Consider the following 26,738-nt stretch of genomic DNA (forward strand, 5'->3'; position numbering starts at 1 on the left):
GCATAGAAAACATTTTATGTTTCGCAGGAACGATTATGCGGCGTCATGGAGGAAAGGTTCAATTATTCTTTGCCCGTTGTCCGAAAACGGACAACACCACGAATGCCAACTTCTTTATTTAAGAAACAAAAAAATCATTACCTTCAATTAATTACGGACAACCAGTCGTTCAAAATATATTATTTACCAATGAATTACGATGCATACAAACAAATAACTAATAAATAGACGCATCTTATGCATCGGGATATAAAAGCAAACATATAGATATTTAAAATAATAAATAATAATAAACAACATAATGAATATGAATAAATGGCTCTAATGACTCAACCTTCCATCAAGGGAAATCCAGATATAACGCCAACTTTCGTAACCCCCTCGCCTTCAGGTTCGGGTATACTGCGATCTTCGATTCCACAAACATCAGGCATACCATGACAGACCTAATCCAACGCCCTCGCCGCCTGCGCAAATCTCCTGCGCTGCGCGCTATGTTTGAAGAGACAACACTCAGCTTAAATGACCTGGTGTTGCCGATCTTTGTTGAAGAAGAACTCGACGATTACAAAGCTATTGACGCCATGCCTGGCGTGATGCGTATTCCAGAGAAGCATCTGGCGCGCGAAATTGAACGCATTGCCAATGCGGGCATCCGTTCGGTCATGACTTTCGGCATTTCCCACCATACGGATGACACCGGCAGCGATGCCTGGAAAGAAGACGGTCTGGTGGCGCGCATGTCGCGTATCTGTAAACAGACCGTGCCGGAAATGATTGTCATGTCCGACACCTGTTTCTGTGAATACACCTCGCATGGCCACTGTGGTGTGTTATGCGATCACGGCGTTGATAACGATTTAACCCTTGCTAACCTCGGCAAACAAGCGGTCGTTGCCGCAGCAGCGGGTGCGGACTTCATTGCGCCTTCCGCCGCTATGGACGGTCAGGTGCAGGCGATTCGCCAGGCGCTGGATGCTGCGGGCTTCACCGATACCGCGATCATGTCCTACTCCACTAAGTTTGCCTCTTCTTTCTACGGCCCGTTCCGTGAAGCTGCAGGCACCGCGCTGAAGGGCGATCGTAAAACCTATCAGATGAACCCGATGAACCGCCGCGAGGCGATCCGTGAATCACTGCTGGATGAAGCCCAGGGCGCAGACTGCCTGATGGTAAAACCGGCTGGCGCATACCTCGATATTCTGCGCGATATTCGCGAGCGCACCGAGTTGCCGATTGGCGCTTATCAGGTCAGCGGCGAGTATGCGATGATTAAATTCGCAGCAATGGCGGGCGCTATTGATGAAGAGAAAGTGGTGCTGGAAAGCTTAGGGTCGATCAAACGCGCTGGCGCGGATCTGATCTTCAGCTACTTCGCACTGGATCTGGCTGAGAAAAAAATCCTGCGTTAATAACGTCGCCTTATCGGGCCTGCTTTTTCAGGCCCGATGAAAAAGCACCACCGGACTGTTAGCCTGCACGGAAGTAAGGCTTATCTCCCAGAATCGTTGCCCGATGCATAATGCGCCGCTGCGGTAGATAATCCGCATTCGCATAATGCTGTGTCACGCGATTATCCCAAATCGCGACATCGTTAGGCTGCCAGCGCCAGCGTACCTGGAACTCCGGTTTAGTGATATGCGCGAACAGAAATCCCAGTAACGTCTCGCTCTCTTTTTCCGTCACATCGACAATTCGCGTCGTAAATCCCTCATTCACAAACAGCGCCTGTTTTCCGCTTACCGGATGTGTGCGCACCACCGGATGCAACAGAGGCGGATGCTTCACTACCGCCTCCAGCCAGCGCTGATGCTCCTCCTCCGTTTTGCGGTATTTATATTCCGGGAATGATTTACGGAAATCATGCTCTGCCCGCAGACCGCTCAGCAACTGACGCAAAGGCTCTGAAAGCGCCTCAAAAGCAGCAATTCCGCTGGTCCACAGGGTATCGCCCCCGGTTGATGGCAGCTCTTTCGCCGCTAAAATCGCCCCGGCAGGCGGCGTGTCAATAAAGGTTACATCGGTGTGCCAGTTGTCGTTATCCGGGGGATTATCATTATGCGTATCCAGCACGATAATCTCTTCTACCCCTTCGGCATGCGGATAGACCGGATGAATATGCAGATCGCCGAAACGCAGCGCCAGCGTACGCTGCTGTTGCGGCGTAATCACCTGCTCACGCAGAAACACCACCTGGTGACGCAGTACTGCGTGATAAAGCTGCTCGAACTGGTTATCACTCAGCGGGCGCGCCAAATCCGCACCGGTAATTTGTGCGCCAATATACGGCCCCAGCGGGGTAATGATCAGACGTTCACTCATTGTACTTCTCCATGCCAGGGCGTCAGACGGCGCTGAAGCGCACGCAGACCCAGTTCTAAAATAAACGCGATAACGGCAATCACCGCGATCCCCGCCAGCACCACATCCGTTGCCAGAAACTCACCGGCTGACTGCACCATAAATCCTAAACCTCGCGTGGCGGCAATCAGCTCTGCGGCCACCAGCGTCGACCAGCCCACGCCAAGCCCGATCCGTAACCCGGTGAGTATTTCCGGCAATGCCCCCGGCAAAATAACAAACCACAGCACCTGCGCACGGCTGGCTCCCAGCGATTGAGCAGCACGTACTCTCACCTGCTGCGCGCTTTTGACCCCCGCCAGCGCAGACATTGCTACAGGGGCGAAAATCGCCAGATAGATCAGCAGGATCTTCGAGGTTTCGCCAATGCCAAACCAGATGACCATCAGCGGTAGATAGGCCAGGGGCGGAACCGGACGATACAGCTCAATGATCGGATCGAGAATGCCGCGCATCGTCGGACTCAGTCCCATAGCGATTCCAACCGGAACGCCCAGCAGCACCGCCGCCAGCAGCGCGATAACAATACGTGTCAGACTCGCCGCCAGATGCTGCCACAGCGTGGCATCCATAAATCCCTGCGGACCGGCAATAACGATCAGCTTTTGTAAAACCTGTCCCGGTGGCGGTACAAACAGCGGACTGACTAACTGCAGCGCCGCCACAGCCCACCACACCGCCAAAATAACGGCCAGCGTACCGAGGCTTAAAATAATCTGCCGCGAGAACGGCCAGCGCCAGTTGAGCGCGCGCTGGCGACGGGGTTTATCATTAATGACCACGCTCATGAAAATGCCTCCCGTTGTTCAAAGACTCGACCTAACACGTACTCGCGCATGGCGATAAACTGCGGATCGGACTTAATGCTGCGACTCGACTCTCCAGCCACAAAGCGACGGGCGAAATTCAGCGGCAGACGCTCCAGTACCCGGCCAGGGCCTGGCGACAGCAATACCAGCTCCGTTGCCATAAACACGGCTTCTTCAATATCGTGGGTAATCAACAGCACCTGTTTGCCCGTCTCATGCCACAGCTTCAGCAGCAGAGTTTGCATCTGCTCGCGAGTAAAAGCGTCGAGCGCGCCAAAGGGTTCATCCAGCAGCAACAGCCGCGGGTTGGCCGCCAGCGCCCGGGCAATACCGACGCGCTGCCGCTGCCCGCCAGAAAGCTGCCAGATAAAACGTTTTCCCGCATCCTCCAGCCCAACTTTCTGCAGCATCTCCTGCGCGATTCGTTGACGCTGGAGCTTCTCCACCCCCGCCAGCTGCAACCCAAAGGCCACGTTGTCCTGCACGTTGCGCCAGGGCAGCAGGCCTTCGTTCTGGAACACGACTCCGCGATCTGCGCCGGGACCGTCAACTTTCTTACCCGCCAACGTAATGCTACCGTGCTGATACGGCGCAAACCCGGCAATCAGATTTAACAACGTGGTTTTCCCGCAGCCGGAAGGTCCGAGTACTACCAGAAGTTCGCCGCTATCAAGCGTCAGGTTGATATCCTCCAGCGCCGGTTTTCCACCGTAGCTGGCGGCAAGATGTGAGATTTTCAGCATCAGTGCCTCCTTATTTATTGCACGAAGCGATCGGTCACGTACTGGCTATAATCTGTCGCCACGGCGGGGACTTTGCCCTGCTCTTTAAGGAACTGCGCGGTGTCGATAATCGCTTTATTCACCGCTCCATTTAGTTCGGCAGTCTGCTGTTGCGGCGTCAGGTAAGCGTTACCTTTCACCAGCCCCGGTACATCCGCCTCCGGCACACCGCTTAAACGCGACAATTTACTGATATTTTCTGACTGCTTTAGCCACTCATCAGGATTGGCGATATAAGGTTGCTGCGCGTCGATAGCGCTTTTGGCAAAGGCTTTAACTACCTCTGGGTATTTCTCGGCAAAATCTTTGCGCACCACCCATACGTCCAGCGTCGGCGCGCCCCACTCGCCAACCTGCGATGAGTCGGTTAACACCCTGCCATCTTTTTCCAACGCATTGACCGCAGGCGCCCAGACGTACGCGCCATCAATGTCCCCACGCTGCCAAGCGGCAATAATTGCCGGTGGCTGCAGGTTCACAATCTCAACCTGACCGGGCTTGATGCCCCAGTGTTTTAACGCTGCCAACAGGCTGTAATGAGTAGTAGAGATAAACGGCACGGCAATGCGTTTACCTATCAAGTCTTGCGGTTTACTGATATTTTTCTTCACCACCAGCGCTTCAGAATTGCCAAGTTTTGATGCCAGCAGGAAAACCTCAATCGGCACCTGCTGACTGGCTGCTACCGCCAGCGGACTGGAGCCAAGATTACCGATCTGCACGTCGCCGGAGGCCAGCGCCCGGACGATGCTCGCGCCGCTGTCAAATTTGCGCCAGTCAACAGTCGCGCCGCTCTCCTTCGCAAAAGTGTTATCCGCCTGCGCCACTTTGGCGGGTTCGGCGGAGGTCTGATAAGCGACGGTGACGTTCACCGCCTGTGCCTGAAATGCGATGAATGCCAGTACGCCGAGAAATGCGTTACGCGATGAAATAGCCATGATTTTCTGTTCCCCTGTCTTGTTATGGGGGCAGTATTTCGTTGCGGCACAATTTGATAAAGGAATTAAAAATTCTGGCTAAGAACAAAGCGTTTTTAGAAAAAAAGCGGCAATGCTTATACACAAAATCATTCAAGATACGTTGAGGCGGTAACGGAAGCCCCCCAGGAGCATAGATAACTATGTGACTGGGGTTTCTGACAAATCTGCCGGGAGCAGATTTGAACGCTGTTTGCAGCGGCCCCATAAGGGGCGAGGCCCAGGGATGGGCCGAGTAATCCGCAGCCAACAATGAGGCAGCTTGAAGGATGCCTTGTATTGCGATTTTGTTACATTCGTTACATAACTGCACCTGGATGATTGCCAGCGCGGCGCTGGCAGGCATCATAGACTGCATTATCAGGCAAGAGAGCAATATCATGATTCATGTTGTGCTGGTGGATGACCATGTGGTGGTGCGTTCCGGCTTTGCGCAATTACTCAGTCTCGAAGACGATCTCAACGTTACCGGTCAGTACAGCAGCGCAGCTCAGGCGTGGCCTGCGTTACTGCATGATGACGTAAACGTTGCGGTGATGGATATCGCCATGCCGGATGAAAATGGTCTGAGCCTGTTAAAACGACTGCGAGCACAAAAGCCCGGTTTTCGCGCCATTATTCTCAGCATTTATGACTCTCCCACATTTGTGCAAAGCGCGCTGGATGCCGGCGCCAGCGGTTATCTGACCAAACGCTGCGGACCAGAGGAACTGGTGCAGGCGGTACGTTCAGTCGGTATGGGCGGGCATTACCTGTGCGCCGACGCGCTGCGGGCGCTACGCGGCGGCGAACAACCCGCACGGGTCCTGGAGGTACTGACCCCCCGCGAGCGCGAAGTGTTTGATCTGCTGGTCAAAGGCGACAGCGTGAAAGAGATAGCCTTCAAGCTCGATCTCAGCCATAAAACGGTGCATGTTCATCGCGCGAACGTGCTGGGCAAACTGCAATGCCACAGCACCATCGATCTGGTGCATTTTGCCCTCGACCACCAGTTGCTGACGGGGCATTAATGTCGCGTAACCTTCGTCATTGGGTTATTTCTCTGTTTATTCTGCTGGCCTGGGGATCGGGCTGGCTGATGCTGTGGACGCTGGGTTTTTACCTGACCCACAACGGCCAGCAGGCGGCGCTATTCCTGCCGCACGGCGTCTATCTCGCGCTGCTCATCCTGCTTTCTCGCCGTTACTGGCCCGCGCTGATATTGCCGCCGGTGCTGATGTTGTTCTGGCTGCACAGCGAGCAATTATTGAGCGGCTATATCCTGCTGGCTGCGCCGTTTATTAGCCTTATTCCGGCAAGCATCGGCCAGTCATACTGGCACCGCTTCCCCCTTTACTGGCAGCGCTTAACGCTACTGCTGGCTGCGGTGACGCTTACCTCATTGCTCAATACCGCCCTGCTTTCACCATTTATCCAAAGCCCGGCAACGTTAATTGGCCTGGCGTCATTTACCGGTGGCGTGCTGCTGACGCCGTTTGTCTATCTGATCTATGAATTTCTGCGCCAGCAGCACCGCTATCATCTGCTCGGGTTGGATACCACCAATCCCCCGCTGCGCACCTCACTTATCATCTGGTGCAGTCTGTTTTTTATTATTGGCATTGGCACCCAGATGGTGCTGTCACCAGAGATTGAGCGTCTGCTGCTGATCGTGGTGTTCCTACCGAACGTGGTGATGGCATGGAAATTCGGCTGGCAGGGCGGCGTGTTGTCCGGATTGCTCGGCAGTATGATGATCACTATCGCCCGGCAAATCGGCGTCGGGTTCAGTAATTTACTGGAGCTGGAGATTTTCCTCGCCACCCAGGCGCTGCTGGGCATCGGGCTTGGGATCGCTATCAGCCGCCAGCAACATCTTGCACAAAACCTGCACCATTATCGCCAGCGTCTGGAAGCCGAACTGGCGGCACGCCGCGAGCTGACCGAGCAACTGATCCGCACCGAAGAAAATACGCGCAAAAGCCTGGCGCGGGAACTGCATGACGAAATTGGTCAGAATATCACCGCCATTCAAATTCAGTCGCAGCTGGTCAAACGCGCGCCGGGACGCGAGCAAACGCTTGTGGCGGCAAATCAGATCAACGACCTTGCCCGGCGTATTCACCACTCCACCCGCCAGCTGCTGCGCCAACTGCGCCCGCCCGCGCTCGATGAACTGGCCTTTAAAGATGCCCTGCATCACCTGGTGAATGAATTTGCCTTTGCCGAACGAGGCATTCGCTGTTGGTTTGACTATCAGCTTGAAAATACGCCAGAAAATGAAACGGTGCGCTTCACACTGTATCGGCTGCTGCAGGAGTTACTCAACAACGTCTGTAAACATGCCGACGCCAGCGAAGTATCGATTACGCTGCGTCAGCAGGAACAGCGCTTGTTTCTGGAAGTCGCTGACAACGGCGTGGGCATTCTGCCGGAAAAAATTCCCGGTTTCGGTATTCAGGGGATGCGTGAGCGGGTCAGCGCTCTTGGCGGCGAACTGACGCTCGAATCGAACGGTGGCACACGGGTAATTGTTAACCTGCCCACAAATTTGCAACAAATCAGCCGCTAACCAGGAAAAAGTCTTAGCCACTCTGGACTTTCTCTCATCCTCTTTTGCTTTCACTTTCCTATAGTCAGCACAAACGGAGACAGCCATGCACGCACGCTCAGCCAGCGAAACAGACCAACAATACCGGGCGCTACGCCCTCGGCTGCTGATGTGTATGGTAATTGGTTACGCCGCGTTTTATCTGACACGCAAAAGCGTCAACTACGTTCTCCCGGCGCTGCAAACGGACCTCGGTCTGGATAAAGGCGATATCGGCCTGCTGGGATCACTGTTTTACCTGACCTATGGCCTGTCGAAATTTACCGCCGGACTGTGGCACGACAGCCACGGACAGCGCGCGTTTATGGGCATCGGCCTTTTCGCCACCGGCGTTTTGAATGTGCTGTTCGCCTTTGGTGAATCGCTAACGCTGCTGCTGGTGGTGTGGACGCTAAACGGTTTTTTCCAGGGTTGGGGCTGGCCGCCCTGCGCTCGACTGCTGACTCACTGGTACTCGCGCAACGAACGCGGATTCTGGTGGGGCTGCTGGAATATGTCGATCAACATGGGTGGGGCAATTATCCCGCTGATAAGCGCCTTTGCCGCCCACTGGTGGGGCTGGCAGGCGGCGATGCTGGCACCGGGGATTATCAGCATGGCGTTAGGCATTTGGCTCACCCTGCAACTGAAAGGCACGCCCCGGGAAGAGGGATTACCGACGGTTGGAGAATGGCGACACGACCCGCTGGAACTGCGCCAGGAACAGCAAAGCCCGCCGATGGGACTGTGGCAAATGTTGCGCACCACCATGCTGAAGAACCCGATGATCTGGCTGCTCGGCGTGTCGTATGTGCTGGTCTATTTGATCCGTATTGCGCTTAATGACTGGGGCAATCTCTGGCTGACAGAAAGCCACGGCGTGAATCTGCTCAGCGCCAATGCCACGGTGATGCTGTTTGAGGTCGGCGGCTTGTTCGGCGCGCTGTTTGCCGGATGGGGATCAGATCTGCTGTTCAGCGGTCAGCGTGCGCCGATGATTTTGTTGTTCACGCTGGGGCTGATGGTCTCTGTCGCCGCGCTGTGGCTGGCACCGGTACACCACTACGCACTACTGGCAATGTGTTTCTTTACGGTGGGCTTTTTTGTGTTTGGCCCACAGATGTTGATTGGCCTCGCGGCGGTGGAGTGCGGACACAAGGCGGCGGCAGGTTCAATCACCGGTTTTCTCGGACTGTTCGCCTATCTGGGGGCCGCGCTTGCGGGTTGGCCGCTGTCGCTGGTCATAGAACACTACGGCTGGTCGGGAATGTTCAGTTTGCTCTCGGTCGCTGCTGTCTTTATGGGTTTATTGCTAATGCCGCTGCTCATTGCGGGTATTACCCCTTCTCTCAGTCAAAGGATAAAACAATGAAACTGACGCTTACCTCTACCCTGATTGCTTCCGCTCTGACGCTGGCGGCCTTCAGCAATGCCGCTCAGGCGCAGGGCCGTCTGGTGGTGTATTGCAGCGCCACTAACGAGATGTGCGAAACCGAAACCAAGGCCTTCGGTGAAAAATATGACGTGAAAACCTCATTCATTCGCAACGGCTCGGGCAGTACGCTGGCAAAAGTGGATGCCGAGAAGAAAAACCCGCAGGCGGATGTCTGGTACGGCGGGACGCTGGATCCGCAGTCCCAGGCCGGTGAAATGGGTCTGCTGCAGCCCTATAAATCCCCCAATCTCGAACAGATCATGGAGAAATTCCGCGATCCCGCGAAGGTGAAAGGCAACCTGTCCTCTGCGGTTTACGTCGGTATTCTGGGTTTTGGCGTCAATACCCAGCGCCTGAAAGAGAAAAATCTGCCGGTGCCCAAATGCTGGAAAGATCTGACCAAACCGGAATACAAAGGCGAAATCCAGATTGCTGACCCACAAAGCTCCGGTACCGCCTACACCGCGCTGGCGACTTTTGCCCAACTGTGGGGTGAAGATCAGGCCTTTGACTACCTGAAACAGCTCAACGCCAACGTCTCTCAATACACTAAATCAGGCATTGCCCCAGCGCGTAACGCCGCACGTGGCGAAACAGCGATTGGTATTGGCTTCCTGCACGACTACTCGCTGGAAAAAGAACAGGGCGCACCGCTGGAGCTAATTTCACCGTGCGAAGGTACTGGCTATGAGATCGGCGGCGTCAGCATTCTGAAAGGCGCGCGCAATCTCGATAACGCCAAACTGTTCGTTGACTGGGTACTGTCAAAAGATGCTCAGGAACTGGCGTGGAAGAAAGGCAAGTCCTATCAGATCCTGACCAACACCACCGCCGAGACGTCTCCTAACTCGCTGAAACTCGACGACCTGAAGCTTATCAATTACGACATGGATAAGTACGGCTCAACCGATGTCCGTAAAGCGTTGATCAATAAGTGGGTCAGCGAAGTGAAGATGGGTAAATAAACCTACATCGGCGATCATTTGCCGGGTGCGGCGTAAATACCGCATCCGGCCTGGAATACCGGAACCGCTATGTCACACACACTTGCACTCCATCCCGTGAAAAAACGGGATGCGATATTTCTTTGGGTTTTGCTTGGCTGGCTGGCGTTTGCCCTGTTACCAAGCTGGAGCCTGGACTACGGCCTGCTGGAGTCGACGCGCGAGGAAATACTCGCCGCCTACGGTTGGTCACAGTTCAATATCAGTTGGTTATGGTATCTGCTGCCGAGCCTGCTGCTGGTACGTCCGTTCCATGAGGCCAGGCGCGAACAGCGCGGCCGCCATTATCTTGACGCTGGCTGGGCATTCTTCTGTATGGCGTTTATCGTCGCCAGCGCGACTCTTGAGGGGCGCGGCTTAGGCTATGCCACCATTGTGCTGTTTGTGGCACTTGGCGCGATCATGACCCTGGCACTCACCCGTCTGGAATGGCTGGGCGGCGACCGTTTCGTCATCGGTTCGCTCACCGCGATTGTCGCGCTAATCGGTATTTTTATCGTCTGGCCGAGCATCGCTATTTTTATTCCGATGTTCACCAACGACGCCGGAGAATTTGCCCCGCTGGCATTTATGAATGTGCTGTCTCAGGCGCATATCATTCAGGTGATCCTCAACTCGATTATGCTGTCGATTGCCGTCGGCGTCGGCTGCACCTTCTTTGGCCTGGTGCTGGCTATCTACACTACCCGGATCGCCAAACGCAGCGCCATTATCGGACGAATTTTCTCGATTCTGCCGATCGTCACCCCGCCGTTTGTTGTGGGGTTAGGCGTCACGCTGATGATGGGGCGATCCGGTTACATCACCGAATTTATGGTCGAATGGTTTGGCTTAACCAACACCAACTGGCTGTACGGTTTTACCGGCATCTGGCTGGCGCAGGTACTGGCCTTCACGCCGATGGCATTTATGATCCTCGACGGGGCGATTAAAACCATTCATCCGTCGCTGGAAGAGGCCTCTTACACCCTGCGCGCCAGCCGCTGGCAGACCTTTAACGGCGTGTTTGTCCCGCTACTGAAACCAGCACTGGCCAACGCCTTTTTGATTGTGGTGGTGCAATCGCTGGCTGACTTCAGTAACCCGCTGGTGCTCGGCGGAAACTTCGACGTGCTGGCAACGCAAATCTACTTCTACATCACCGGTTCGCAGCTCGACTACCAGGCCGCCAGTACGCTGGGCGCATTCCTGCTGCTGTTCTCGCTGCTGGTGTTCTGCGTGCAGTACATGTGGATTGGTAAACGCTCGTACGTCACCGTTTCCGGTAAATCCTACCGGGGCGACGTACAGCCACTGCCGGTGACGCTGGTGTGGAGCGTGGTCGCGCTGTTGGCAGTGTGGATTGCCTTTAACGCCCTGCTGTACGGCAGCATTTTCTACGGCAGTTTCACCGTTAACTGGGGCGTGGACTACACGCTGACGCTGGCGAACTTTACCAAACTGTTCGGCCAGGGGATGAGCGACGGCGCGTGGCCTTCACTGCTCGACACCCTGCTCTACGCCGGGATTGCCGCGCCGATCACTGCTATCTTCGGCCTGCTGATCGCCTGGATTGTGGTGCGCCAGCAGTTTAAGGGCAAAAAGACCATCGAATTCACCACTATGTTGTGCTTTGCCGTTCCGGGCACCGTCGCGGGCGTGTCGTACATTCTGGCCTTTAACAGCGCCCCGGTGTACCTCACTGGTACGGCGGCGATTGTCATTATCTCGATGGTAATGCGTAACGTCCCGGTCGGTATTCGGGCAGGTATCGCGGGCTTAGGCCAGATCGATAAATCACTGGATGAAGCTTCGCTTAGCCTGCGCGCTGGCTCGTTGCGGACCATTACGCACATCCTGCTGCCGCTGCTGCGCCCGGCGATCCTCTCGGCGCTGATCTACAGCTTTGTGCGCGCCATTACCACCGTCAGCGCCATTGTGTTCCTCGTCACGCCGGATACCCGCGTAGCCACAGCCTATATCCTTAACCGCGTGGAAGACGGCGAATACGGCGTGGCGATTGCCTACGGTTCTATTCTGATCGTGGTGATGCTGGCGATTATTTTCATCTTTGACTGGCTGATCGGTGAATCACGAACCTCCCGTTCAAAAGCCAAAAACCAGGCGTAATGGAGCGCACTATGACTCAGAAAAATTTCGTTGAACTGCGCAACGTCACCAAACGATTTGGCAGCAACACGGTTATCGACAATATCAATCTCACCATTCCGCAGGGACAAATGGTCACGCTGCTCGGCCCGTCCGGCTGTGGCAAAACCACCATTTTGCGCCTGGTCGCCGGGCTGGAAAAACCGAGCGAAGGACAGATTTTCATTGATGGCGAAGACGTCACCCATCGCTCAATTCAGCAGCGTGATATCTGTATGGTGTTTCAGTCTTATGCCCTGTTCCCGCATATGTCGCTGGGAGAGAACGTTGGTTATGGCCTGAAGATGCTCGGTGTGTCCCGCGCTGAGGTGAAATCCCGCGTCAAAGAGGCGCTGGCGATGGTCGATCTGGAGGGGTTCGAAGAACGCTATGTTGATCAGATCTCCGGCGGTCAGCAGCAGCGCGTGGCACTGGCGCGCGCACTGATCCTCAAACCGAAAGTGCTGCTGTTTGATGAACCGTTAAGTAACCTCGACGCCAACCTGCGTCGCAGCATGCGCGACAAGATCCGCGAACTGCAAAAGCAGTTTGATATCACCTCGTTGTACGTCACCCACGATCAAAGCGAAGCCTTTGCGGTTTCCGATACCGTGCTGGTGATGAACAAGGGACACATCATGCAGATCGGTTCACCGCAGGATCTCTATCGCCAGCCCGCCTCGCGCTTTATGGCAAGCTTTATGGGTGATGCCAACCTGTTCCCGGCCACCTTCAGTGACCAATACGTTGATATCTACGGCTATCACCTGCCGCGCCCGTTGCACTTTGGTACGCAAGGCGAAGGTATGGTCGGCGTGCGCCCGGAAGCGATCACGCTCAGCGATCGCGGCGAAGAGAGTCAGCGCTGCGTGATCCGCCACGTGGCCTATATGGGCCCCCAGTATGAAGTCACGGTGGAATGGCACGGGCAGGAGATCTTATTACAGGTCAACGCCACACGTCTGCAGCCGGACGTCGGCGAGCAGTATTATCTCGAAATCCATCCGTACGGCATGTTTGTTCTGGCGGATGCGGCATGATTTATGCCGGGTGGCGCTGCGCTTACCCGGCATTATTCTTAGCGCTGCGCGTTCAGCTCAGCAATATCTTTCGGCGTGGTGCGACAGCACCCGCCAATCAACCGGGCGCCAGCGGCCTGCCACTGCGGCAGATAATCCGCCAGCTGCGCACAATGCTCACCGTGATGATGCCAGGTTTTGCTCGCGGCATCGTAGTGCTCACCCGAGTTCGGATACACCACCAGCGGCAGCGTCGTTAAGCTGTGTAAATGCTGCAACGCGGCGGTGGTGTTTTCCAGCGCAATGCAGTTAATCCCTAACGCCACCACCTGCGGATAACCCGATAGCAGCGCAACTACGTCACGCAGCGGCGTACCGTCACTCAGGTGTTCGCTGTCGCGCAGGGTAAATGAGAACCACGCCCGTGCGCGCGGATACGCTGTCAATAGCTCAGCCAGCACGCTAATTTCGGCAAAATTTGGCAGGGTTTCACAGGCTAACAGATCGGCCCCGGCATCCAGCAAGGCTTCCACGCGCGGGCGGTGAAACGCCTGAAACTCTTCAGCGCTACATTGGTAATCACCACGGTATTCAGAACCGTCCGCCAGATATGCGCCGTAAGGCCCGACGGATCCTGCTACCAGCAGCGTGCCTGCCTGCGGGTTCTCGGCCAGATACGCTTCACGGGCTTTACGCGCCAGCTCCACGCTTTTACCAATTAGCGCTTTCGACTGCGCTTCATCCAGACCACGGGCGGCAAACCCCGCCGGTGTCGCCTGATAGCTGGCGGTGATCGCACACTGCGCCCCCGCCCGGTAGTAATCGAGATGGACTTCGCGGATAAGCTCCGGATTTTCGACCAGCACTTTGGCTGACCACAGGCTATCGGCTAAGTTACAGCCACGCGCTTCCAGCTCCGTCGCCATCGCACCATCGAGCAGCAGGAAATCCTGTTTATCGAGGATGGCGCTTAACGGATTATTCTGCGACATGTTCGGGCTCCTGTTTGGCTTTACGCGGTTGAGTAAGAAAATAGGCACCATAACACACCGCCACAAACGGTAACCCGCACCACAGCGCAATTCTCTGCGCTGGATCGAATGCCAGCCCGACACAAGCCACCAGACACAGCATAAATCCCAGTACCGGCACCAGTGGATACCACGGCGCGCGATAATGTAATTCACTCAATGCCTTACCCTGCTGCAGATGACGGCGGCGAAAGACGAAGTGCGAAGCGCAAATGCTCAGCCACACCGCCACCACTGCGAACCCGGAGATTGCCGACAGCGCGACAAATACCGTATCCGGGGCCACCACGCTGGAAAATAGCGCCAGTACGCCGCCAAGCATACTGACCGACAGCGCCGTCAGCGGCACGCCATTTTTCGTCACTCGGGCAAAACAGGCTGGCAGCGTGCGTTCATTCGATAGCGACCACAGCATGCGTCCGGAGGCATACAGCCCGGAGTTCGCCGCGGAAAGAATAGCCGTCAGGATCACGAAGTTAAAAATATCGGCGGCGTAAGGAATCCCCACCTTTTCAAACACCAGCACAAACGGGCTTTTCTCCACACCCGCCTGCTGCATCGGGATCAGCGCCGCCAGCACAAACACGGTGCCGATAAAGAAAATAATCAGTCGCGCGATGGTAGTACGGATCGCCACCGGAATGACCTTGCGCGGGTTTTCTGTTTCTCCGGCGGCAATACCGATAAGCTCGGTTCCCGAAAAAGCAAAATTCACCGCCACCATCGTCATCAGGATCGGTAAGCCACCGTGTGGAAACCAGCCTTCCGCCGTGATATTACTCAGTCCAGGCGCGGGCGAGCCATCCTGCATCGGGATAAAACCAAAAATCGCCGCCCCGCCGAGAATAATAAAAGCGATGATGGTGACCACTTTCACCAGCGAGAACCAGAACTCCCCTTCGGCAAAAAAGCGCGTGGAGATGACGTTCAGACCAAAAATAATCGCGCAGAACACCACGCACCAGACCCATACAGGCACCTGTGGAAACCAGTATTGCATACAGAATCCGGCGGCGGTAAAACTCGAACCCAGCGCGACAGTCCAGGTCAGCCAGTAGAGCCAGGCCACGGTATATCCTGTTGCGGGGCCGAGATAACGCGCAGCATATACGTGAAACGCCCCGGTCTCCGGCATCGCGACCGACAGCTCGCCCAGACACTGCATAACCAACCAGACCACCAGCGCGCCAATCAGATAGGCCAGTAGCGTTCCCGCCGCCCCGGTGGTGGAGATGATGTACCCGGTATTGAAGAATAACCCTGTGCCAATCACGCCGCCTAAGGAGAGCATTATCAGGTGACGCGTTTTCATTGTGCGCTTCAGTGGCGCATTTTGTTGTGCTGTTTGCATATAACCTTCTAACCGTATGGACATCTAAACATCCAAAGAAGGTTTGTTATACCGCGTTTGTTAACAGAATGCAAAGTCAACCCTGCACCAGGCGCAGATGCCCGCGCCGGGCGCTTAAGATCGGGTGGGAATTAATAATCAAATACAAAAAGGGCCGCCAGCTCATAACGCCTCCGTTGCCAGGCTTTATGTAAACTCTGGCAACGTCCTCACCGACTGGCGTTCACCCGGAAGTGGGAACCGTATCTCCCTGCTCATACTACCGAATGAGCGCTTAAGCACCGCTGGCCGGGATCGGCATCTGCGATTTGCGGCTCATCAGAATAAATACCGCCAGCCCTGCCAGCAATATCCCCGGCGCAGAAGCCGCCATCACCCCCACCGTTCCGGTGCCGAGCGCTAACATTTTTCCTGCCAACAACGGACCACTCATCGCACCCAGACGCCCGACGGCAACAGCGGTACCCACACCGGTGGCGCGGATCTGCGTGTTGTAAAACAGCGGTGCCAGCGCATACAACACGCTTTGCCCGCCGGTGGCAAACATCCCCGCCACAAATCCGGCCATCAACATGCCGCTCAATGACGATACCGTGCCCAGCGCCAGCAGAGATGCCAGCATCCCGGTGTAGATCAGCAGCGACATGACCACCGGGCGCAGTTTGTCCATTAACGCCCCGAGGATTAAGGTGCCGCTGGCTGCGCCAATTTGCAGGGCAAACATCACGCCCGCCGCCTGCGAGGGCTCAAAACCCTGCCCGACCAACAGCATCGGCAGCCAGTTGATCAGCATATACACCACCAGGAGGGTGAAGAAATAGCATAGCCACAGCAACAGCGTGGCGGTGGCCGTCGCTGGCGCAAACAGGGCGCGCAGCGGTGCAGCGGCAACCTGCGTTTGTTGGGTGTAAACCTGCGATTCCGGCAGCCAGCGCATCAACAGCGGCACCAGCAGCAGCGGGATCGCCCCGCCGACCCAGAACACCGTTTGCCAGGCTGAAGCCAGGCCGCTAAACCCGAGCGCCGCCGCCAGCGCCGCGCCAATCGGCACGCCGCAGTACATCAGGCTTACCGCCGTACCGCGAAAACGCGGACCCGCCGCCTCGGAAGTCAGCGCAATCAGATTCGGCAACGCCGCGCCCAGCCCGACGCCGGTCATCAGACGGGCAAACACCAGCGATGAGAAATTCCAGGAAACCGCTGTTGCCAGCGAGAAAAGGCCGAACAGCGCCACGGAGGCAATAAGAATCCGTTTGCGGCCATAGCGATCGGCCAGCATGCCACCCACCAGCGCGCCGGGCAGCAGCCCGAGAATGCCCGCGCTGAAGATCCAGCCCATTTGCATTTTATCCAATGCAAACGCATGGGCGATACCGACAGCAGCGATCCCGGCGGCCTGTAAATCCAGCCCTTCCATCAGGGCGACTAAAAAACACAACCCGACGGTCAATGTCAGGCGGGATGAGGATGCGGGGGTACGAGTAGTCATAAGATGTACCTCTGAAGTCACGATGCAGGTGAATCGCGGCTGATACATTGCCAGCCGCGTAATCATTTTTATTTGCTGTTGCGCAGATCCAGCGCCACGTCGACGATCATATCTTCCTGGCCGCCTACCATCCGGCGTTTGCCCAGTTCAACCAGAATATCTACCGCACTCAGGCCATAACGCGCCGCCGCGACTTCACAATGGCGCAGGAAGCTGGAGTACACCCCGGCATAACCCAGCGCCAGCGTTTCGCGATCCACCCGCACCGGGCGGTCCTGCAACGGGCGTACCAGATCGTCGGCGGCGTCCATTAGCGCATACAGATCGGTCCCGTGCCGCCAGCCGAGCTTATCCGCCGCGGCGATAAACACTTCCAGCGGTGCGTTGCCTGCGCCTGCACCCATACCGGCCAGGCTGGCATCGATACGGTCACACCCCTCTTCCACCGCGGCAATCGAGTTCGCCACGCCGAGGCTCAGGTTGTGGTGGGCGTGCATCCCGGTTTCCGTCTCCGGTTTCAGCACCGCTTTCAGGGCGCGGAAGCGGGCGCGAATATCGCTCATGTTCATCGCCCCGCCGGAATCGACCACATAGATACAAGTTGCACCATAACCTTCCATCAGTTTCGCCTGCTGCGCGAGGTTTTCCGGCGTGGTCATATGGCTCATCATCAGAAAGCCGACGGTGTCCATACCCAGTTCACGCGCATACTGAATATGCTGGGCCGACACATCCGCTTCGGTGCAGTGGGTCGCCACACGCACGACGCGCGCCCCAGCCTGATACGCATTTTTCAGGTCATGAATCGTGCCGATACCCGGCAGCAGCAGCGTGGCGATCTTAGCGTGCTTCACCACGTCCGCTGCCGCTTCAATCCACTCCAGATCGCTGTGCGCGCCAAAGCCGTAGTTAAAGCTGGAACCTTGTAAGCCGTCTCCGTGTGCCACCTCAATGGAATCGACCCGCGCGTCGTCCAGCGCTTTGGCAATCTGGCGCACGTTTTCCAGTGAATACTGGTGACGAATAGCGTGCATGCCGTCGCGCAGGGTCACGTCAGAGATATAGAGTTTTTTACCGTTCATGCTGCTTCTCCTGCCTTGCGTACCAATGACTGCGCCATCTTCTCAGCGGTCGCCAGCGCGCTGGAGGTCATAATATCGAGATTGCCCGCGTAGGCTGGCAGATAGTGCGCCGCGCCTTCCACTTCCAGATACACCGCGGTTTTCAGCCCGGAGAACTGACCGATGCCCGGCAGATTGACCGGTTTATCCTGCGGGATGACTTCAAATTGCACGCGCTGTTTCAGCCGATAGCCCGGCACGTACGCCTGTACCGCCGCCGCCATCTCATTAATAGACGCTTCAACTTCAAGCTGGGAAGCCGCTTCGCTCAGCACATACACCGTGTCGCGCATCATCAGCGGCGGCTCGGCCGGGTTAAGGACGATAATCGCTTTACCTTTTGCCGCGCCGCCAACCACTTCAATCGCCTTCGAGGTGGTTTCAGTAAACTCATCGATATTAGCGCGCGTGCCTGGACCCGCAGATTTACTGGCGATCGAGGCGATAATTTCGGCGTAATGGACTTTTGCCACGCGAGAAACTGCCGCCACCATCGGGATAGTCGCCTGCCCGCCGCAGGTCACCATATTGACGTTCTGTTGGTCAACGTTAGCGTCCAGATTCACCACCGGGACGCAGTACGGACCGATCGCCGCAGGCGTCAGGTCGATCAGGCGGATCTCCGGTTTTACGGCGCGCAGCGCGGCATCGTTTTTCACATGCGCACCCGCACTGGTGGCATCAAACACGATGTCGATATCGGCAAATTCCGGCATGGCGATAAGTCCCGTAACCCCTTCATGGGTGGTAGCAACGCCCATACGTCTGGCACGCGCCAGACCATCGGATTGCGGGTCGATACCGACCATCACCGCCATTTCAAGCTGTTTCCCGTGACGCAGAATTTTAATCATCAAATCGGTGCCGATGTTACCGGAGCCGATAATGGCCACTTTACGCTTACTCATGACTGACTTCCTTTTGTAACCGCCGCTGAAAAGGTGGCGGCGACTGAACCAATACCCTCGATATGGGCTTCAAAACGATCGCCCGCATTCACCGCTACCATCGGACCTAAGGCCCCAGTGAGAATAATGTCTCCGGCGCGCAGCGGCTCGCCGAGGCTGGCCATTTTGCGCGCCAGCCAGACGGCGGCGTTGATCGGATGTCCCAGACATTCGCTGCCGCGCCCGCTGGAGACCTCTTCGTTATTGCGCGTCATTTTCATCGTGCAATTTTTCAGCTCTAACCCTGCCGGACGCTGTGCCGGACCACCGACCACATACACGCCACAGGAGGCGTTATCCGCCACGGTATCAACAAACTTGATTGACCAGTCGCGGATACGGCTGCCGACCACTTCCAGCGCGGGCAGTACCCACTCAATGGCGTTGTACAGCTCGTCAAAGGTAGTGTCGGCATTGGGCAAATCGCGGTTCAGCACCAGCGCAATTTCCGCTTCAATTCGCGGTTGCAGCACGCGCTCAAACGCAATGGTGTCGTTATCGCCGTAACACATATCGGCAAACAACGTGCCGAAATCCGGCTGATCGACCCCCAGTTGCTGCTGCACTTTCGGGTGCGTCAGCCCTACTTTGCGCCCCACCACGCGACGCCCACGTGCCACGTCGTACTGTACGTTGATGCGCTGAATAGCGTAGGCCGCTTCGCCGTTGTCCACGCCGATCAGTTCACGCAGCGGAGCAATCGCTTCCCCTTTTTCCTCAGCCTGACGTAAATCGGCGGCTAACTGCTCAAGATTAAGATTGGTCATGTCCGTTCCTTAAGGGCGTGCGAGGAAATTCAGCACCAGCTGGTTAAAGGCATCCGCATGTTCCCACTGCGCCCAGTGTCCGCAGTCGCGGTAGATGTGCAGCTCAGAACCCGCAATTCCGGAGAGCAAGCGCAGTCCGGCGTCCATCGGTACGAAGCGGTCATTGCGTCCCCAGACAATCAGGGTCTGGGCTTTAATTTCCCCCAGGCGTGGGCCGAAGTCCGGGAACTGTTTCGGGTTGGCTTCGAGGCTTTTCACAAAGTTTTCCAGGTGATCGCGGCGCGACAGCATATTGTTCAGACGCGCTTCAAACAGCGCCTCAGTGAGATCGCTGGTATCGAAGACAAAGATCTCCATCATTAGCTTCAGGTTCTCGATGGTCGGCTCGCGGTACAGCTGATTCAGCCGCTTGATACCTTCGGTCGGCATCGGGGTAAACAGACTCATGCCGCCCGTTCCGCCGCCCATCAGCACCAGTTTGCCCACGCGCTCCGGCCAGCTCAGGGTAAACGCCACAGCACTGTGGCCGCCCATCGAATTGCCCAGCAGGTGGATTTTGTGAATATCCAATTGATCGACCACGCTTTTCAGGATGCGAGCGTTGAGATCGGATCGCGAACCGCGGTTAACGATCCCATCGCTTTTACCCCAGCCAGGACAATCCAGCAGGATCACCCGGTATCCGGCCTGCACCAACGGATCGATATTGCGACTGAAGTTCGCCCAGCCGGTCGCCCCCGGACCGGAGCCGTGCAGCAGCACAACGGTTTCTTCTCCCTGTCCACAGTCATTGAAATGCACGCGTAGGGTTTCGCCTGCTTCCTGCACCTCCAGGAAACGACTGGTCGCGGCTTCGGTTTGCGGTTGGTAAGTCATGGTTTTCTCCTGCATATTCAGTTCTGTTTCAGTTCTTTGTGGTGGCGCTCAGGGAGCCGAATCCGGCGATCCACTCCGGGATCGGGCGGTAATAACGGCCTTCGCTGCGCCAGTTTCCAAAGGCAGAAATAGCGGCGAAGGCGGCAACCCAGGTTTTTACTTCGTGCGTTGATTTGCCCGCCATCGCAGACAACTCTTCGTTACTGACCGCGTCCAGCTCCTGCAAACGCCCCTGTTCAAGCAGGGTCATAAAGCGGTTATCCCAGACAGGGTTCAGCGGGTGCAGCGTGTTTTGATCGGCCACGAACTTCTCGGCGGCGCTAATCACCCGCTGCTGGCGCAGCTCGCGCTCGTTTTCGGGCAGCTGCTTACCGCTGCCGAGCAGACGGTCGCGCATATGAGCATCGGCCTTCGCCAGCTCCGGTACCGGCGGCTGATGTGACAGCCCGCCGGAGCCTAAAAACAGTACGCGTTTATTCAATGAGCTGGCGAAACGGCCAATCGCTTCCCCGAGCATGCGGGTACGCTGAAAGCCCGGCAGCGGCGTGGCGACGCCGTTAATAAACACTGGCAGCACAGGGACCTTATCCAGCCCCCCGAGCAAGAACTCCAGCGGCTGGGCGAAACCATGATCGACTTGCATGTTGTAGGACACGGCGAGATCGATGCCGCTTTTCATCACCGCGTGGGCGCAAGCTTCAGCGAGATCTGTCGGCACTGGCAGTTCCCCCGCCGCGCTGCCGAAATCGCCGATCGCCGTGGCTCCCACACCTAAACAGAACGGCGGCATCACATCGTAAAAAAAACCGTTGTAGTGATCGGGGGCAAACAGCACTACCAGTTCAGGGTCAAACGCCGCGATACGCGCCCGGGCGTTGGCGATCACGCCGTTAACCTCGTCGAGCACGGCCTGAGCCGGGTCGACGTAACCCACCAGCGGCGAGTGGGAGAGACAGTGAAGATAAGCATGCATATCAGGCTACCTTTTCAACGGGAATGTCGGCGCTTACTCGAGTGAGGGTCATCACCGACGCCAGTTTATTCAGGGTACTGCCCAGGGTTTGCGGAATAGCGGTAGCAGCGACGAAACGGTCCGGGCGCATAATCACCAGCGAGGCGTTATGTTGGGCAAACCACGCGCGCAGGCGGTTTTGCGTATCGCCAAGGCGGGTCACGCCGTCATAGTTATCCTGCTCGGTGCTGATTTGCGTGTCGGGTACCACCTGGATAAACCGCGTGCCCAGCGCCTGCCACTGTTGGATCTGCGCCTCGCTCATGCTCCATAGCGGGTTACACCCCCAACCGATTACAGCGAAATTCGGTCCGATGACATTGTCGAGCAGCGTCACGTCGCCGGTTTCCAGCGTCACCTTCGGCTGGATAAACATCTTGCCGACCGGAGAAGTTTTCGCGTCGCCCTCACGCACCAGCGCCCCGGAGTGGTATTGCGGCATCGGTTTAAAACGCATCTCAAGGAAGTAGCGTTTGACCGGCGGAATGTAGTTCAGCAGCAAGGAAACCCCGTCGCGCACAGCACCGTGCCAGCGTTTCGGCGGCGCCAGTACGTTGCCTGCGGTCACGGAGAGATCGATCATCGCTTTGGCGTGGTCGCGACGTTCCTGCTGGTAGGAATCCAGCAGCGCATCACCGGCTTTGCCCTTAATCACCAGCGCCAGTTTCCACGCCAGGTTAAAGGCATCGCGCATGCCGCTGTTGTACCCCTGCCCCTGCCAGACCGGCATAATGTGCGCCGCATCGCCCGCCAGCAGCACGCGGTCAATACGAAAACGTTCGGCCAGACGGGCGTTATGGGTATACACACGCTGGCGGATCAGTTCGACGTTGTCCGGGTTCGGCAGCACTTTGCTCAGCAACTGGCGCATATTTTTCGGCTCACTGAGCTGTGCTTCGGTTTCTCCCGGCATCACCATAAATTCAAAGCGGCGCACCGCATGCGGCAGCGCGGCGGAGACATACGGGCGCACTGGATCGCAGCACAGATACACATGCGGTGTGCTGAGCGGATCGTTGGCGATATCCACCACAATCCACTGATTTGGAGCGGTTTTGCCTTCAAATGGCACATTCAGCGACCGTCTGACGTAACTGGCCCCGCCGTCGCAGGCCACCAGCCACTGGGCTTTCACCGTTTCGCGCTGGCCGTCCGGCGCTTTCAGATTCAGCGTTACTTCACCGTTCTGTTGGCTGAAGGCTTCCAGTTCGCGGGAAAACAGGCAGCGCACGTTGGGAAAACGCGACAGCCCTTCCAGCATCACTGCATCCACCTGCGGCTGAATAAACGCGTTGCGCCGCGACCAGCCAAATTCGTCGGTCATCGGCTGGATATCAGCAAAGCAGCGGCCTTTCGGGGTGAGGAAACGCATCGCGTGCCACGGAGTGGTATGCGGCAACACGTTTTCGACCAGACCGACGGACTGCATGGTGCGCAGCGCTTCATCGTCAATCCCGATAGCACGGGGATAGTCGATAAGCGTGTCGAGCTTCTCCACCACCAGCACTTCAATGCCCATCTGGCCAAGATAGTTCGCCATCATCAGCCCTACCGGACCGGCTCCGGCAATCGCGACCTGAACGGTGTGTTGCACTGCGGGTTGGATATCAGGGTTTATTGTTGTCATTTCAGAACCTCACGACTCGGTCAAAACGCAATTGCTACCCCAGGTGAGGTGCAATTGCGTTTTGTTAAAAAGATGTAAATTATTTTTTATTGTGCGGTCAGTATAGAAGTGAGTTTTTGCGCTACAATCAAAACATGCCTGGATGTGCACCAGGTGCACAACGTTGTTTTACCTTTAGATTTGTCAACGAATATGAAAAATGATGACAACACCGAATACAAAACCGTGCGCGGGCTAACGCGCGGATTAATGTTATTAAATATGTTAAATCGACTCGATGGCGGGGCCAGTGTTGGCCTGCTGGCTGAGCTGAGCAGCCTGCACCGCACCACGGTCAGGCGGCTGCTGGAAACGTTGCAGGATGAAGGTTACGTCCGACGCAGCTTGTCCGATGACAGCTTTCGCTTAACCATTAAAGTCCGCCAGCTCAGCGAGGGATTTCGTGACGAGCAGTGGATTTCTGCGCTGGCCGCCCCGCTGCTGGGAGATTTACTACGCGAGGTGATCTGGCCGACTGACGTTTCCACGCTGGATGTGGATGCCATGGTGGTGCGTGAAACCACCCACCGCTTCAGCCGCCTGTCGTTTCACCGGGCGATGGTCGGGCGTCGACTGCCGCTGCTGAAAACCGCCTCCGGCCTGACCTGGCTGGCATTTAGCCCGGAAAATGAACGTCAGGAACTGATTGAAATGCTGGCCTCACGACCGGGAGAAGAGTTCCAGTTGGCGCGAGAACCCTTAAAGCTCGACGCCATATTGGCTCGTGCGCGAAAAGACGGTTTTGGCCAGAACTATCGCGGCTGGGATCAGGAGGAGAAAATCGCCTCTATCGCCGTTCCCATCCGCAGCGAACAGCGGGTCATCGGCTGCCTGAATCTGGTGTATATGGCCAGCGCCATGACCATCGAACAGGCTGCGGAAAAGCATCTTCCAGCCTTACAAAAGGTGGCGAAACAGATAGAGGACGGCGTCGAGTCACAGGAGATTTTGGTTGCCGGGAGGTGAAGTTGATCACAGTTATGCAGATAATCTGATTGAGCGCTGGAATAACTCACTCACCGACCGATATATCACTGTGGCGTCTTCCCCGCAATATATCTTCATTACATAGTGTGCTTACGTTTTTTGCCAGGAGGTTGAATGTTAAAGATTATTGCCGAATGATTTCATCAAACTTGAGTATATTGAAACCGGTCTTGCTTTGTATCGTGAGCAAATATCGACCACCAGGAAAGAACCGCGCTGTATTGCTTATAACCTTTATATTGATGAAAAAGATCCGGGCCATGTTATTTTTATAGAAGAATGGCCAGAGCACGCGGCTCTCGATGGCATTTATTACAGAAGGCTTAAATTACTGAGTTGACTATTTGATGCAAAAAAACCGAAACCCACTCAGAAAGAGCAGCGTTTCGGCATTCATTCACTCTGAAGGGCTTCAGACTTTAAGCAGTTTCACCGTCTCGTCGATATCGATTTCATCTTCCGAGAAGATCAGCGTCGTGCCCTGGAAGGTGGTGATGGCCAGCTTTTTCAGCGTGCGCATTTCGCCAGGCTTGACGTCTGATTTCGGTCGGATGCTGTTCATCAGCACGCCAACAGACAGTACCGCGTTCTCTTTATCGATACGGGTCTCGGCAGGAACGTCTTCGCTGTAGACCAGGTATGATTTGATAGAGGTAAGCTTCAGGCGCTCACCTGCAATATAGATGTATTTGCTGTCCGGAATGACTTTCACCGCATAGGCAGACAGGCCTTTGTTGTTGGTGGTGGGTTCAAAGGTCACCGCCGCGTCTTTTTTGATCAGCTCAGGATTCGCAACCTTAATCACATGAAAATAGCGGTTATCGCCGTTTTCATCTTTGATAAATCCAAAGCCTTTATCTTTAAACCACGTTGTGATTGTTCCGTTCATTGCTGTTTCCGCCTGATTAAACCTATTACTTGTAGAGTATACCTACTCAATTTGCGCGCAGTGTAAAACACAGGCCACACCTTTGGCTACTCGTTACCCCAACGATTGAGAAACTCCGCGATATCATCGATGCGCTGCGCGTCGACGCCGGCCAAGGTTGCCATCTCCTGCTGTGCTTCTTCGCTGATCTCTTCGTTGTTCATTAGACGGGTGATCAACTGCTGGAAGTAGTGCGCCAGCGCGTCGCGTTCAGCGTCGCTCACCGGCTTTGCCGCTTCGGTCGCGTACTCGTCAGCGATATCATAATATTTTAGCGCTATGTCGTTGTTCATCAGGTACTCCGAGGTGAATGCGTGGGCCAGCAGGTTCCTGCCGTGTCTGATGTGAATGATAGCATTCTTATTTCGTGGTTCGCGATCTGTTTCCTGTCTGTGATGCGTAGCAGATATCAACACTATTTTCCGGAGTCGCTTCGAATTTAATAAATCTTCCTTTTATTAAAATAACTGCATTTTTATTCAGACTCTGATAATACCTGCAGAATAAATAATGCAGAAAAAAGGAAGATAGATGTTTATTAATTTAGGCAATGAGACGGAGATTAAACGCAGTAAATAACATTTACTGCAGGCTGAATGCAATTGGCCCAATCTCATCGCTAGTCGCCCATTTGCCCACATTCATCTTCTGGACAACACTCTACGATGACACCACAGACCCAACACGTGGAGTAAACACCATGAACATTACGCAAATCCGTAACGCTACGCAGCGCATCACCTTTGGCGGTAAAACTTTTCTGGTTGATCCGATGCTGGCGAAGAAAGGGGCTTATCCAGGCTTTGCCGGAACGGCGCGCGCCGAGATCCGCAACCCGACCGTGGAATTGCGTGTCGATATCGACACGCTGCTCAACGTTGATGCGCTGATCGTCACCCATCTGCATGAAGACCACTGGGATGAAGCTGCGGCTCGCATCGTCCCGAAAGATAAACCGATCTATGTGCAAAATGAGCAGGACGCACAGGTGTTGCGGGGTCAGGGGTTCACACAACTGACCGTCCTGATGCAGAACACCGTGATCGGCGATATCACCCTGCGTAAAACCGGCGGCCAGCACGGCTCAGATCGCGCCTACGCTATCCCACAAATGGCGGAGCGTCTGGGTGATGCCTGTGGGGTTATATTCCAGCATCCGGCAGAAAAAACGCTGTATCTGGTCGGTGACACCATCTGGCGCGATGAGGTGGAAACTAACATGCGGACATTCCAGCCAGACGTGGTTATTTTGAATGCAGGTTTTGCCCACGTTATCGGGTTTGGCCCAATTATTATGGGCGCGGAAGATGTGCTGAAAACCCACTTCACGCTACCCGAAGCACACATTGTGGCGACCCATATGGAGGCGATTAACCACTGTCTGCTGACCCGAGAGGTGCTGAAAGAGTACGCCCGCGACAACCAGATTGCGCAATTCATTAACGTGCCGGAAGATGGCGAAACCCTGACGTTCTAACAT

General features: G+C 55.7%; 24 protein-coding genes and 1 pseudogene. 10 read left to right on the plus strand and 15 right to left on the minus strand.

The features are described 5' to 3' along the window. Positions 1–437: 437 nt before the first annotated feature. Positions 438–1,412 (plus strand): porphobilinogen synthase, encoded by a 975-nt coding sequence (gene hemB / locus ACU8YC_RS11630; protein ID WP_042310217.1) that lies wholly within the window; start codon positions 438–440, stop codon positions 1,410–1,412. Positions 1,413–1,470: 58 nt separating this feature from the next. Here the strand turns inward: hemB and tauD are convergent, their stop codons facing one another. From tauD to tauA, 4 genes are read right to left on the minus strand one after another with little or no spacing between them, the layout of a single operon-like run. Continuing rightward, entirely contained in the window at positions 1,471–2,322 is an 852-nt protein-coding gene (tauD, locus tag ACU8YC_RS11635) for a taurine dioxygenase (protein ID WP_187259349.1), read from the minus strand. Beyond that, positions 2,319–3,149 (minus strand): taurine ABC transporter permease TauC, encoded by an 831-nt coding sequence (gene tauC / locus ACU8YC_RS11640; RefSeq protein ID WP_446895351.1) that lies wholly within the window; start codon positions 3,147–3,149, stop codon positions 2,319–2,321. The genes tauD and tauC overlap by 4 nt, the downstream gene beginning before the upstream one ends. Further along, positions 3,146–3,913, minus strand: coding sequence for a taurine ABC transporter ATP-binding subunit (gene tauB / locus ACU8YC_RS11645; protein WP_370618886.1), 768 nt, complete (start codon positions 3,911–3,913; stop codon positions 3,146–3,148). Before tauB ends, tauC begins: the two co-directional genes overlap by 4 nt. Before the next feature lie 14 nt (positions 3,914–3,927). After that, on the minus strand, positions 3,928–4,890 hold the full coding sequence (gene tauA, locus ACU8YC_RS11650) for a taurine ABC transporter substrate-binding protein (RefSeq protein ID WP_210904701.1): 963 nt from the start codon (positions 4,888–4,890) through the stop codon (positions 3,928–3,930). 419 nt (positions 4,891–5,309) lie between these two features. Here tauA and ACU8YC_RS11655 point away from each other — a divergent pair, with 419 nt between their 5' ends. The 6 genes from ACU8YC_RS11655 to fbpC all read left to right on the plus strand — a co-directional run bounded on the left by ACU8YC_RS11655 (position 5,310) and on the right by fbpC (position 13,104). Continuing rightward, positions 5,310–5,939 carry a response regulator transcription factor gene (locus tag ACU8YC_RS11655; RefSeq protein ID WP_151218773.1) on the plus strand — a complete coding sequence of 210 codons (630 nt, stop codon included), beginning with the start codon at positions 5,310–5,312 and terminating at the stop codon, positions 5,937–5,939. Then, complete coding sequence (locus ACU8YC_RS11660) at positions 5,939–7,480, plus strand: MASE1 domain-containing sensor histidine kinase (protein WP_151224834.1); 1,542 nt, start codon at positions 5,939–5,941, stop codon at positions 7,478–7,480. The genes ACU8YC_RS11655 and ACU8YC_RS11660 overlap by 1 nt, the downstream gene beginning before the upstream one ends. A gap of 85 nt (positions 7,481–7,565) precedes the next feature. Next, the gene (gene uhpC, locus ACU8YC_RS11665) at positions 7,566–8,870 is read left to right on the plus strand and encodes an MFS transporter family glucose-6-phosphate receptor UhpC (RefSeq protein ID WP_446895352.1); all 1,305 of its coding nucleotides are present in this window, start codon (positions 7,566–7,568) and stop codon (positions 8,868–8,870) included. Further along, positions 8,867–9,898 carry an ABC transporter substrate-binding protein gene (locus ACU8YC_RS11670; RefSeq protein WP_003021397.1) on the plus strand — a complete coding sequence of 344 codons (1,032 nt, stop codon included), beginning with the start codon at positions 8,867–8,869 and terminating at the stop codon, positions 9,896–9,898. Before uhpC ends, ACU8YC_RS11670 begins: the two co-directional genes overlap by 4 nt. A 69-nt stretch (positions 9,899–9,967) precedes the next feature. Then, positions 9,968–12,046, plus strand: coding sequence for an ABC transporter permease (locus tag ACU8YC_RS11675; protein WP_151218575.1), 2,079 nt, complete (start codon positions 9,968–9,970; stop codon positions 12,044–12,046). A gap of 11 nt (positions 12,047–12,057) precedes the next feature. After that, positions 12,058–13,104, plus strand: a complete 1,047-nt coding sequence (fbpC, locus tag ACU8YC_RS11680; protein ID WP_151224831.1) for a ferric ABC transporter ATP-binding protein — start codon at positions 12,058–12,060, stop codon at positions 13,102–13,104. Between the two features lie 38 nt (positions 13,105–13,142). On the opposite strand, the gene mmuM is transcribed toward fbpC, so the two are convergent. The 9 genes from mmuM to ACU8YC_RS11725 all read right to left on the minus strand — a co-directional run bounded on the left by mmuM (position 13,143) and on the right by ACU8YC_RS11725 (position 23,304). Further along, the gene (gene mmuM / locus ACU8YC_RS11685; protein WP_151218573.1) at positions 13,143–14,075 is read right to left on the minus strand and encodes a homocysteine S-methyltransferase; all 933 of its coding nucleotides are present in this window, start codon (positions 14,073–14,075) and stop codon (positions 13,143–13,145) included. After that, complete coding sequence (gene mmuP / locus ACU8YC_RS11690) at positions 14,062–15,465, minus strand: S-methylmethionine permease (RefSeq protein WP_151218572.1); 1,404 nt, start codon at positions 15,463–15,465, stop codon at positions 14,062–14,064. Before mmuP ends, mmuM begins: the two co-directional genes overlap by 14 nt. Before the next feature lie 274 nt (positions 15,466–15,739). After that, positions 15,740–16,954, minus strand: a complete 1,215-nt coding sequence (gene mhpT / locus ACU8YC_RS11695; protein WP_210904699.1) for a 3-(3-hydroxy-phenyl)propionate transporter MhpT — start codon at positions 16,952–16,954, stop codon at positions 15,740–15,742. A gap of 68 nt (positions 16,955–17,022) precedes the next feature. Beyond that, positions 17,023–18,036: a 4-hydroxy-2-oxovalerate aldolase gene (mhpE, locus tag ACU8YC_RS11700; RefSeq protein ID WP_151218570.1), complete on the minus strand. Its 1,014-nt coding sequence runs from the start codon at positions 18,034–18,036 to the stop codon at positions 17,023–17,025. After that, entirely contained in the window at positions 18,033–18,983 is a 951-nt protein-coding gene (gene mhpF, locus ACU8YC_RS11705) for an acetaldehyde dehydrogenase (RefSeq protein ID WP_446895353.1), read from the minus strand. Before mhpF ends, mhpE begins: the two co-directional genes overlap by 4 nt. Continuing rightward, positions 18,980–19,789, minus strand: coding sequence for a 2-keto-4-pentenoate hydratase (gene mhpD / locus ACU8YC_RS11710; protein WP_252837917.1), 810 nt, complete (start codon positions 19,787–19,789; stop codon positions 18,980–18,982). The genes mhpF and mhpD overlap by 4 nt, the downstream gene beginning before the upstream one ends. 9 nt (positions 19,790–19,798) lie before the next feature. After that, positions 19,799–20,665, minus strand: a complete 867-nt coding sequence (mhpC, locus tag ACU8YC_RS11715) for a 2-hydroxy-6-oxonona-2,4-dienedioate hydrolase (protein ID WP_151218567.1) — start codon at positions 20,663–20,665, stop codon at positions 19,799–19,801. A 28-nt stretch (positions 20,666–20,693) separates the two neighbouring features. Beyond that, positions 20,694–21,638, minus strand: a complete 945-nt coding sequence (gene mhpB, locus ACU8YC_RS11720) for a 2,3-dihydroxyphenylpropionate/2,3-dihydroxicinnamic acid 1,2-dioxygenase (RefSeq protein ID WP_151218566.1) — start codon at positions 21,636–21,638, stop codon at positions 20,694–20,696. Between the two features lies 1 nt (position 21,639). After that, entirely contained in the window at positions 21,640–23,304 is a 1,665-nt protein-coding gene (locus ACU8YC_RS11725) for a bifunctional 3-(3-hydroxy-phenyl)propionate/3-hydroxycinnamic acid hydroxylase (RefSeq protein WP_446895354.1), read from the minus strand. Positions 23,305–23,496: 192 nt separating this feature from the next. Between ACU8YC_RS11725 and ACU8YC_RS11730 the strand changes: the two genes are divergently transcribed. Together ACU8YC_RS11730 and ACU8YC_RS11735 are read left to right on the plus strand one after the other, a co-directional pair. After that, positions 23,497–24,309: a DNA-binding transcriptional regulator gene (locus ACU8YC_RS11730; RefSeq protein WP_446895355.1), complete on the plus strand. Its 813-nt coding sequence runs from the start codon at positions 23,497–23,499 to the stop codon at positions 24,307–24,309. 135 nt (positions 24,310–24,444) lie between these two features. Further along, positions 24,445–24,634: pseudogene (locus tag ACU8YC_RS11735) on the plus strand (putative quinol monooxygenase); the annotation flags it as partial. 108 nt (positions 24,635–24,742) lie between these two features. Here ACU8YC_RS11735 and ACU8YC_RS11740 read toward each other — a convergent pair. Further along, on the minus strand, positions 24,743–25,219 hold the full coding sequence (locus ACU8YC_RS11740; RefSeq protein ID WP_187252951.1) for a cold-shock protein: 477 nt from the start codon (positions 25,217–25,219) through the stop codon (positions 24,743–24,745). An 86-nt stretch (positions 25,220–25,305) separates the two neighbouring features. Continuing rightward, a complete protein-coding gene (locus tag ACU8YC_RS11745) occupies positions 25,306–25,551 on the minus strand; it encodes a DUF2543 family protein (RefSeq protein WP_151218563.1) in 246 nt (81 codons plus the stop codon). A 407-nt stretch (positions 25,552–25,958) separates the two neighbouring features. On the opposite strand from ACU8YC_RS11745, the gene ACU8YC_RS11750 reads away from it, so the two are divergent. After that, the gene (locus tag ACU8YC_RS11750; protein WP_446895356.1) at positions 25,959–26,735 is read left to right on the plus strand and encodes an MBL fold metallo-hydrolase; all 777 of its coding nucleotides are present in this window, start codon (positions 25,959–25,961) and stop codon (positions 26,733–26,735) included. Positions 26,736–26,738: the final 3 nt, after the last annotated feature.

Source organism: Citrobacter sp. VF227 (assembly GCF_052950715.1).

What these genes read in the sequence shown, in the direction of transcription:
- ACU8YC_RS11730 (WP_446895355.1), top strand. Translation starts at nt 23,497, where the DNA reads ATGAAAAATGATGACAACACCGAATACAAAACCGTGCGCGGGCTAACG.
- tauB (WP_370618886.1), bottom strand. Translation starts at nt 3,913, where the DNA reads ATGCTGAAAATCTCACATCTTGCCGCCAGCTACGGTGGAAAACCGGCG.
- ACU8YC_RS11740 (WP_187252951.1), bottom strand. Translation starts at nt 25,219, where the DNA reads ATGAACGGAACAATCACAACGTGGTTTAAAGATAAAGGCTTTGGATTT.
- mhpD (WP_252837917.1), bottom strand. Translation starts at nt 19,789, where the DNA reads ATGACCAATCTTAATCTTGAGCAGTTAGCCGCCGATTTACGTCAGGCT.
- tauA (WP_210904701.1), bottom strand. Translation starts at nt 4,890, where the DNA reads ATGGCTATTTCATCGCGTAACGCATTTCTCGGCGTACTGGCATTCATC.
- ACU8YC_RS11655 (WP_151218773.1), top strand. Translation starts at nt 5,310, where the DNA reads ATGATTCATGTTGTGCTGGTGGATGACCATGTGGTGGTGCGTTCCGGC.
- ACU8YC_RS11670 (WP_003021397.1), top strand. Translation starts at nt 8,867, where the DNA reads ATGAAACTGACGCTTACCTCTACCCTGATTGCTTCCGCTCTGACGCTG.
- tauD (WP_187259349.1), bottom strand. Translation starts at nt 2,322, where the DNA reads ATGAGTGAACGTCTGATCATTACCCCGCTGGGGCCGTATATTGGCGCA.
- mhpF (WP_446895353.1), bottom strand. Translation starts at nt 18,983, where the DNA reads ATGAGTAAGCGTAAAGTGGCCATTATCGGCTCCGGTAACATCGGCACC.
- uhpC (WP_446895352.1), top strand. Translation starts at nt 7,566, where the DNA reads ATGCACGCACGCTCAGCCAGCGAAACAGACCAACAATACCGGGCGCTA.
- ACU8YC_RS11675 (WP_151218575.1), top strand. Translation starts at nt 9,968, where the DNA reads ATGTCACACACACTTGCACTCCATCCCGTGAAAAAACGGGATGCGATA.
- fbpC (WP_151224831.1), top strand. Translation starts at nt 12,058, where the DNA reads ATGACTCAGAAAAATTTCGTTGAACTGCGCAACGTCACCAAACGATTT.
- mmuM (WP_151218573.1), bottom strand. Translation starts at nt 14,075, where the DNA reads ATGTCGCAGAATAATCCGTTAAGCGCCATCCTCGATAAACAGGATTTC.
- ACU8YC_RS11725 (WP_446895354.1), bottom strand. Translation starts at nt 23,304, where the DNA reads ATGACAACAATAAACCCTGATATCCAACCCGCAGTGCAACACACCGTT.
- mhpC (WP_151218567.1), bottom strand. Translation starts at nt 20,665, where the DNA reads ATGACTTACCAACCGCAAACCGAAGCCGCGACCAGTCGTTTCCTGGAG.
- mhpE (WP_151218570.1), bottom strand. Translation starts at nt 18,036, where the DNA reads ATGAACGGTAAAAAACTCTATATCTCTGACGTGACCCTGCGCGACGGC.
- hemB (WP_042310217.1), top strand. Translation starts at nt 438, where the DNA reads ATGACAGACCTAATCCAACGCCCTCGCCGCCTGCGCAAATCTCCTGCG.
- ACU8YC_RS11660 (WP_151224834.1), top strand. Translation starts at nt 5,939, where the DNA reads ATGTCGCGTAACCTTCGTCATTGGGTTATTTCTCTGTTTATTCTGCTG.
- mhpT (WP_210904699.1), bottom strand. Translation starts at nt 16,954, where the DNA reads ATGACTACTCGTACCCCCGCATCCTCATCCCGCCTGACATTGACCGTC.
- ACU8YC_RS11745 (WP_151218563.1), bottom strand. Translation starts at nt 25,551, where the DNA reads ATGAACAACGACATAGCGCTAAAATATTATGATATCGCTGACGAGTAC.
- ACU8YC_RS11750 (WP_446895356.1), top strand. Translation starts at nt 25,959, where the DNA reads ATGAACATTACGCAAATCCGTAACGCTACGCAGCGCATCACCTTTGGC.
- mhpB (WP_151218566.1), bottom strand. Translation starts at nt 21,638, where the DNA reads ATGCATGCTTATCTTCACTGTCTCTCCCACTCGCCGCTGGTGGGTTAC.
- tauC (WP_446895351.1), bottom strand. Translation starts at nt 3,149, where the DNA reads ATGAGCGTGGTCATTAATGATAAACCCCGTCGCCAGCGCGCGCTCAAC.
- mmuP (WP_151218572.1), bottom strand. Translation starts at nt 15,465, where the DNA reads ATGCAAACAGCACAACAAAATGCGCCACTGAAGCGCACAATGAAAACG.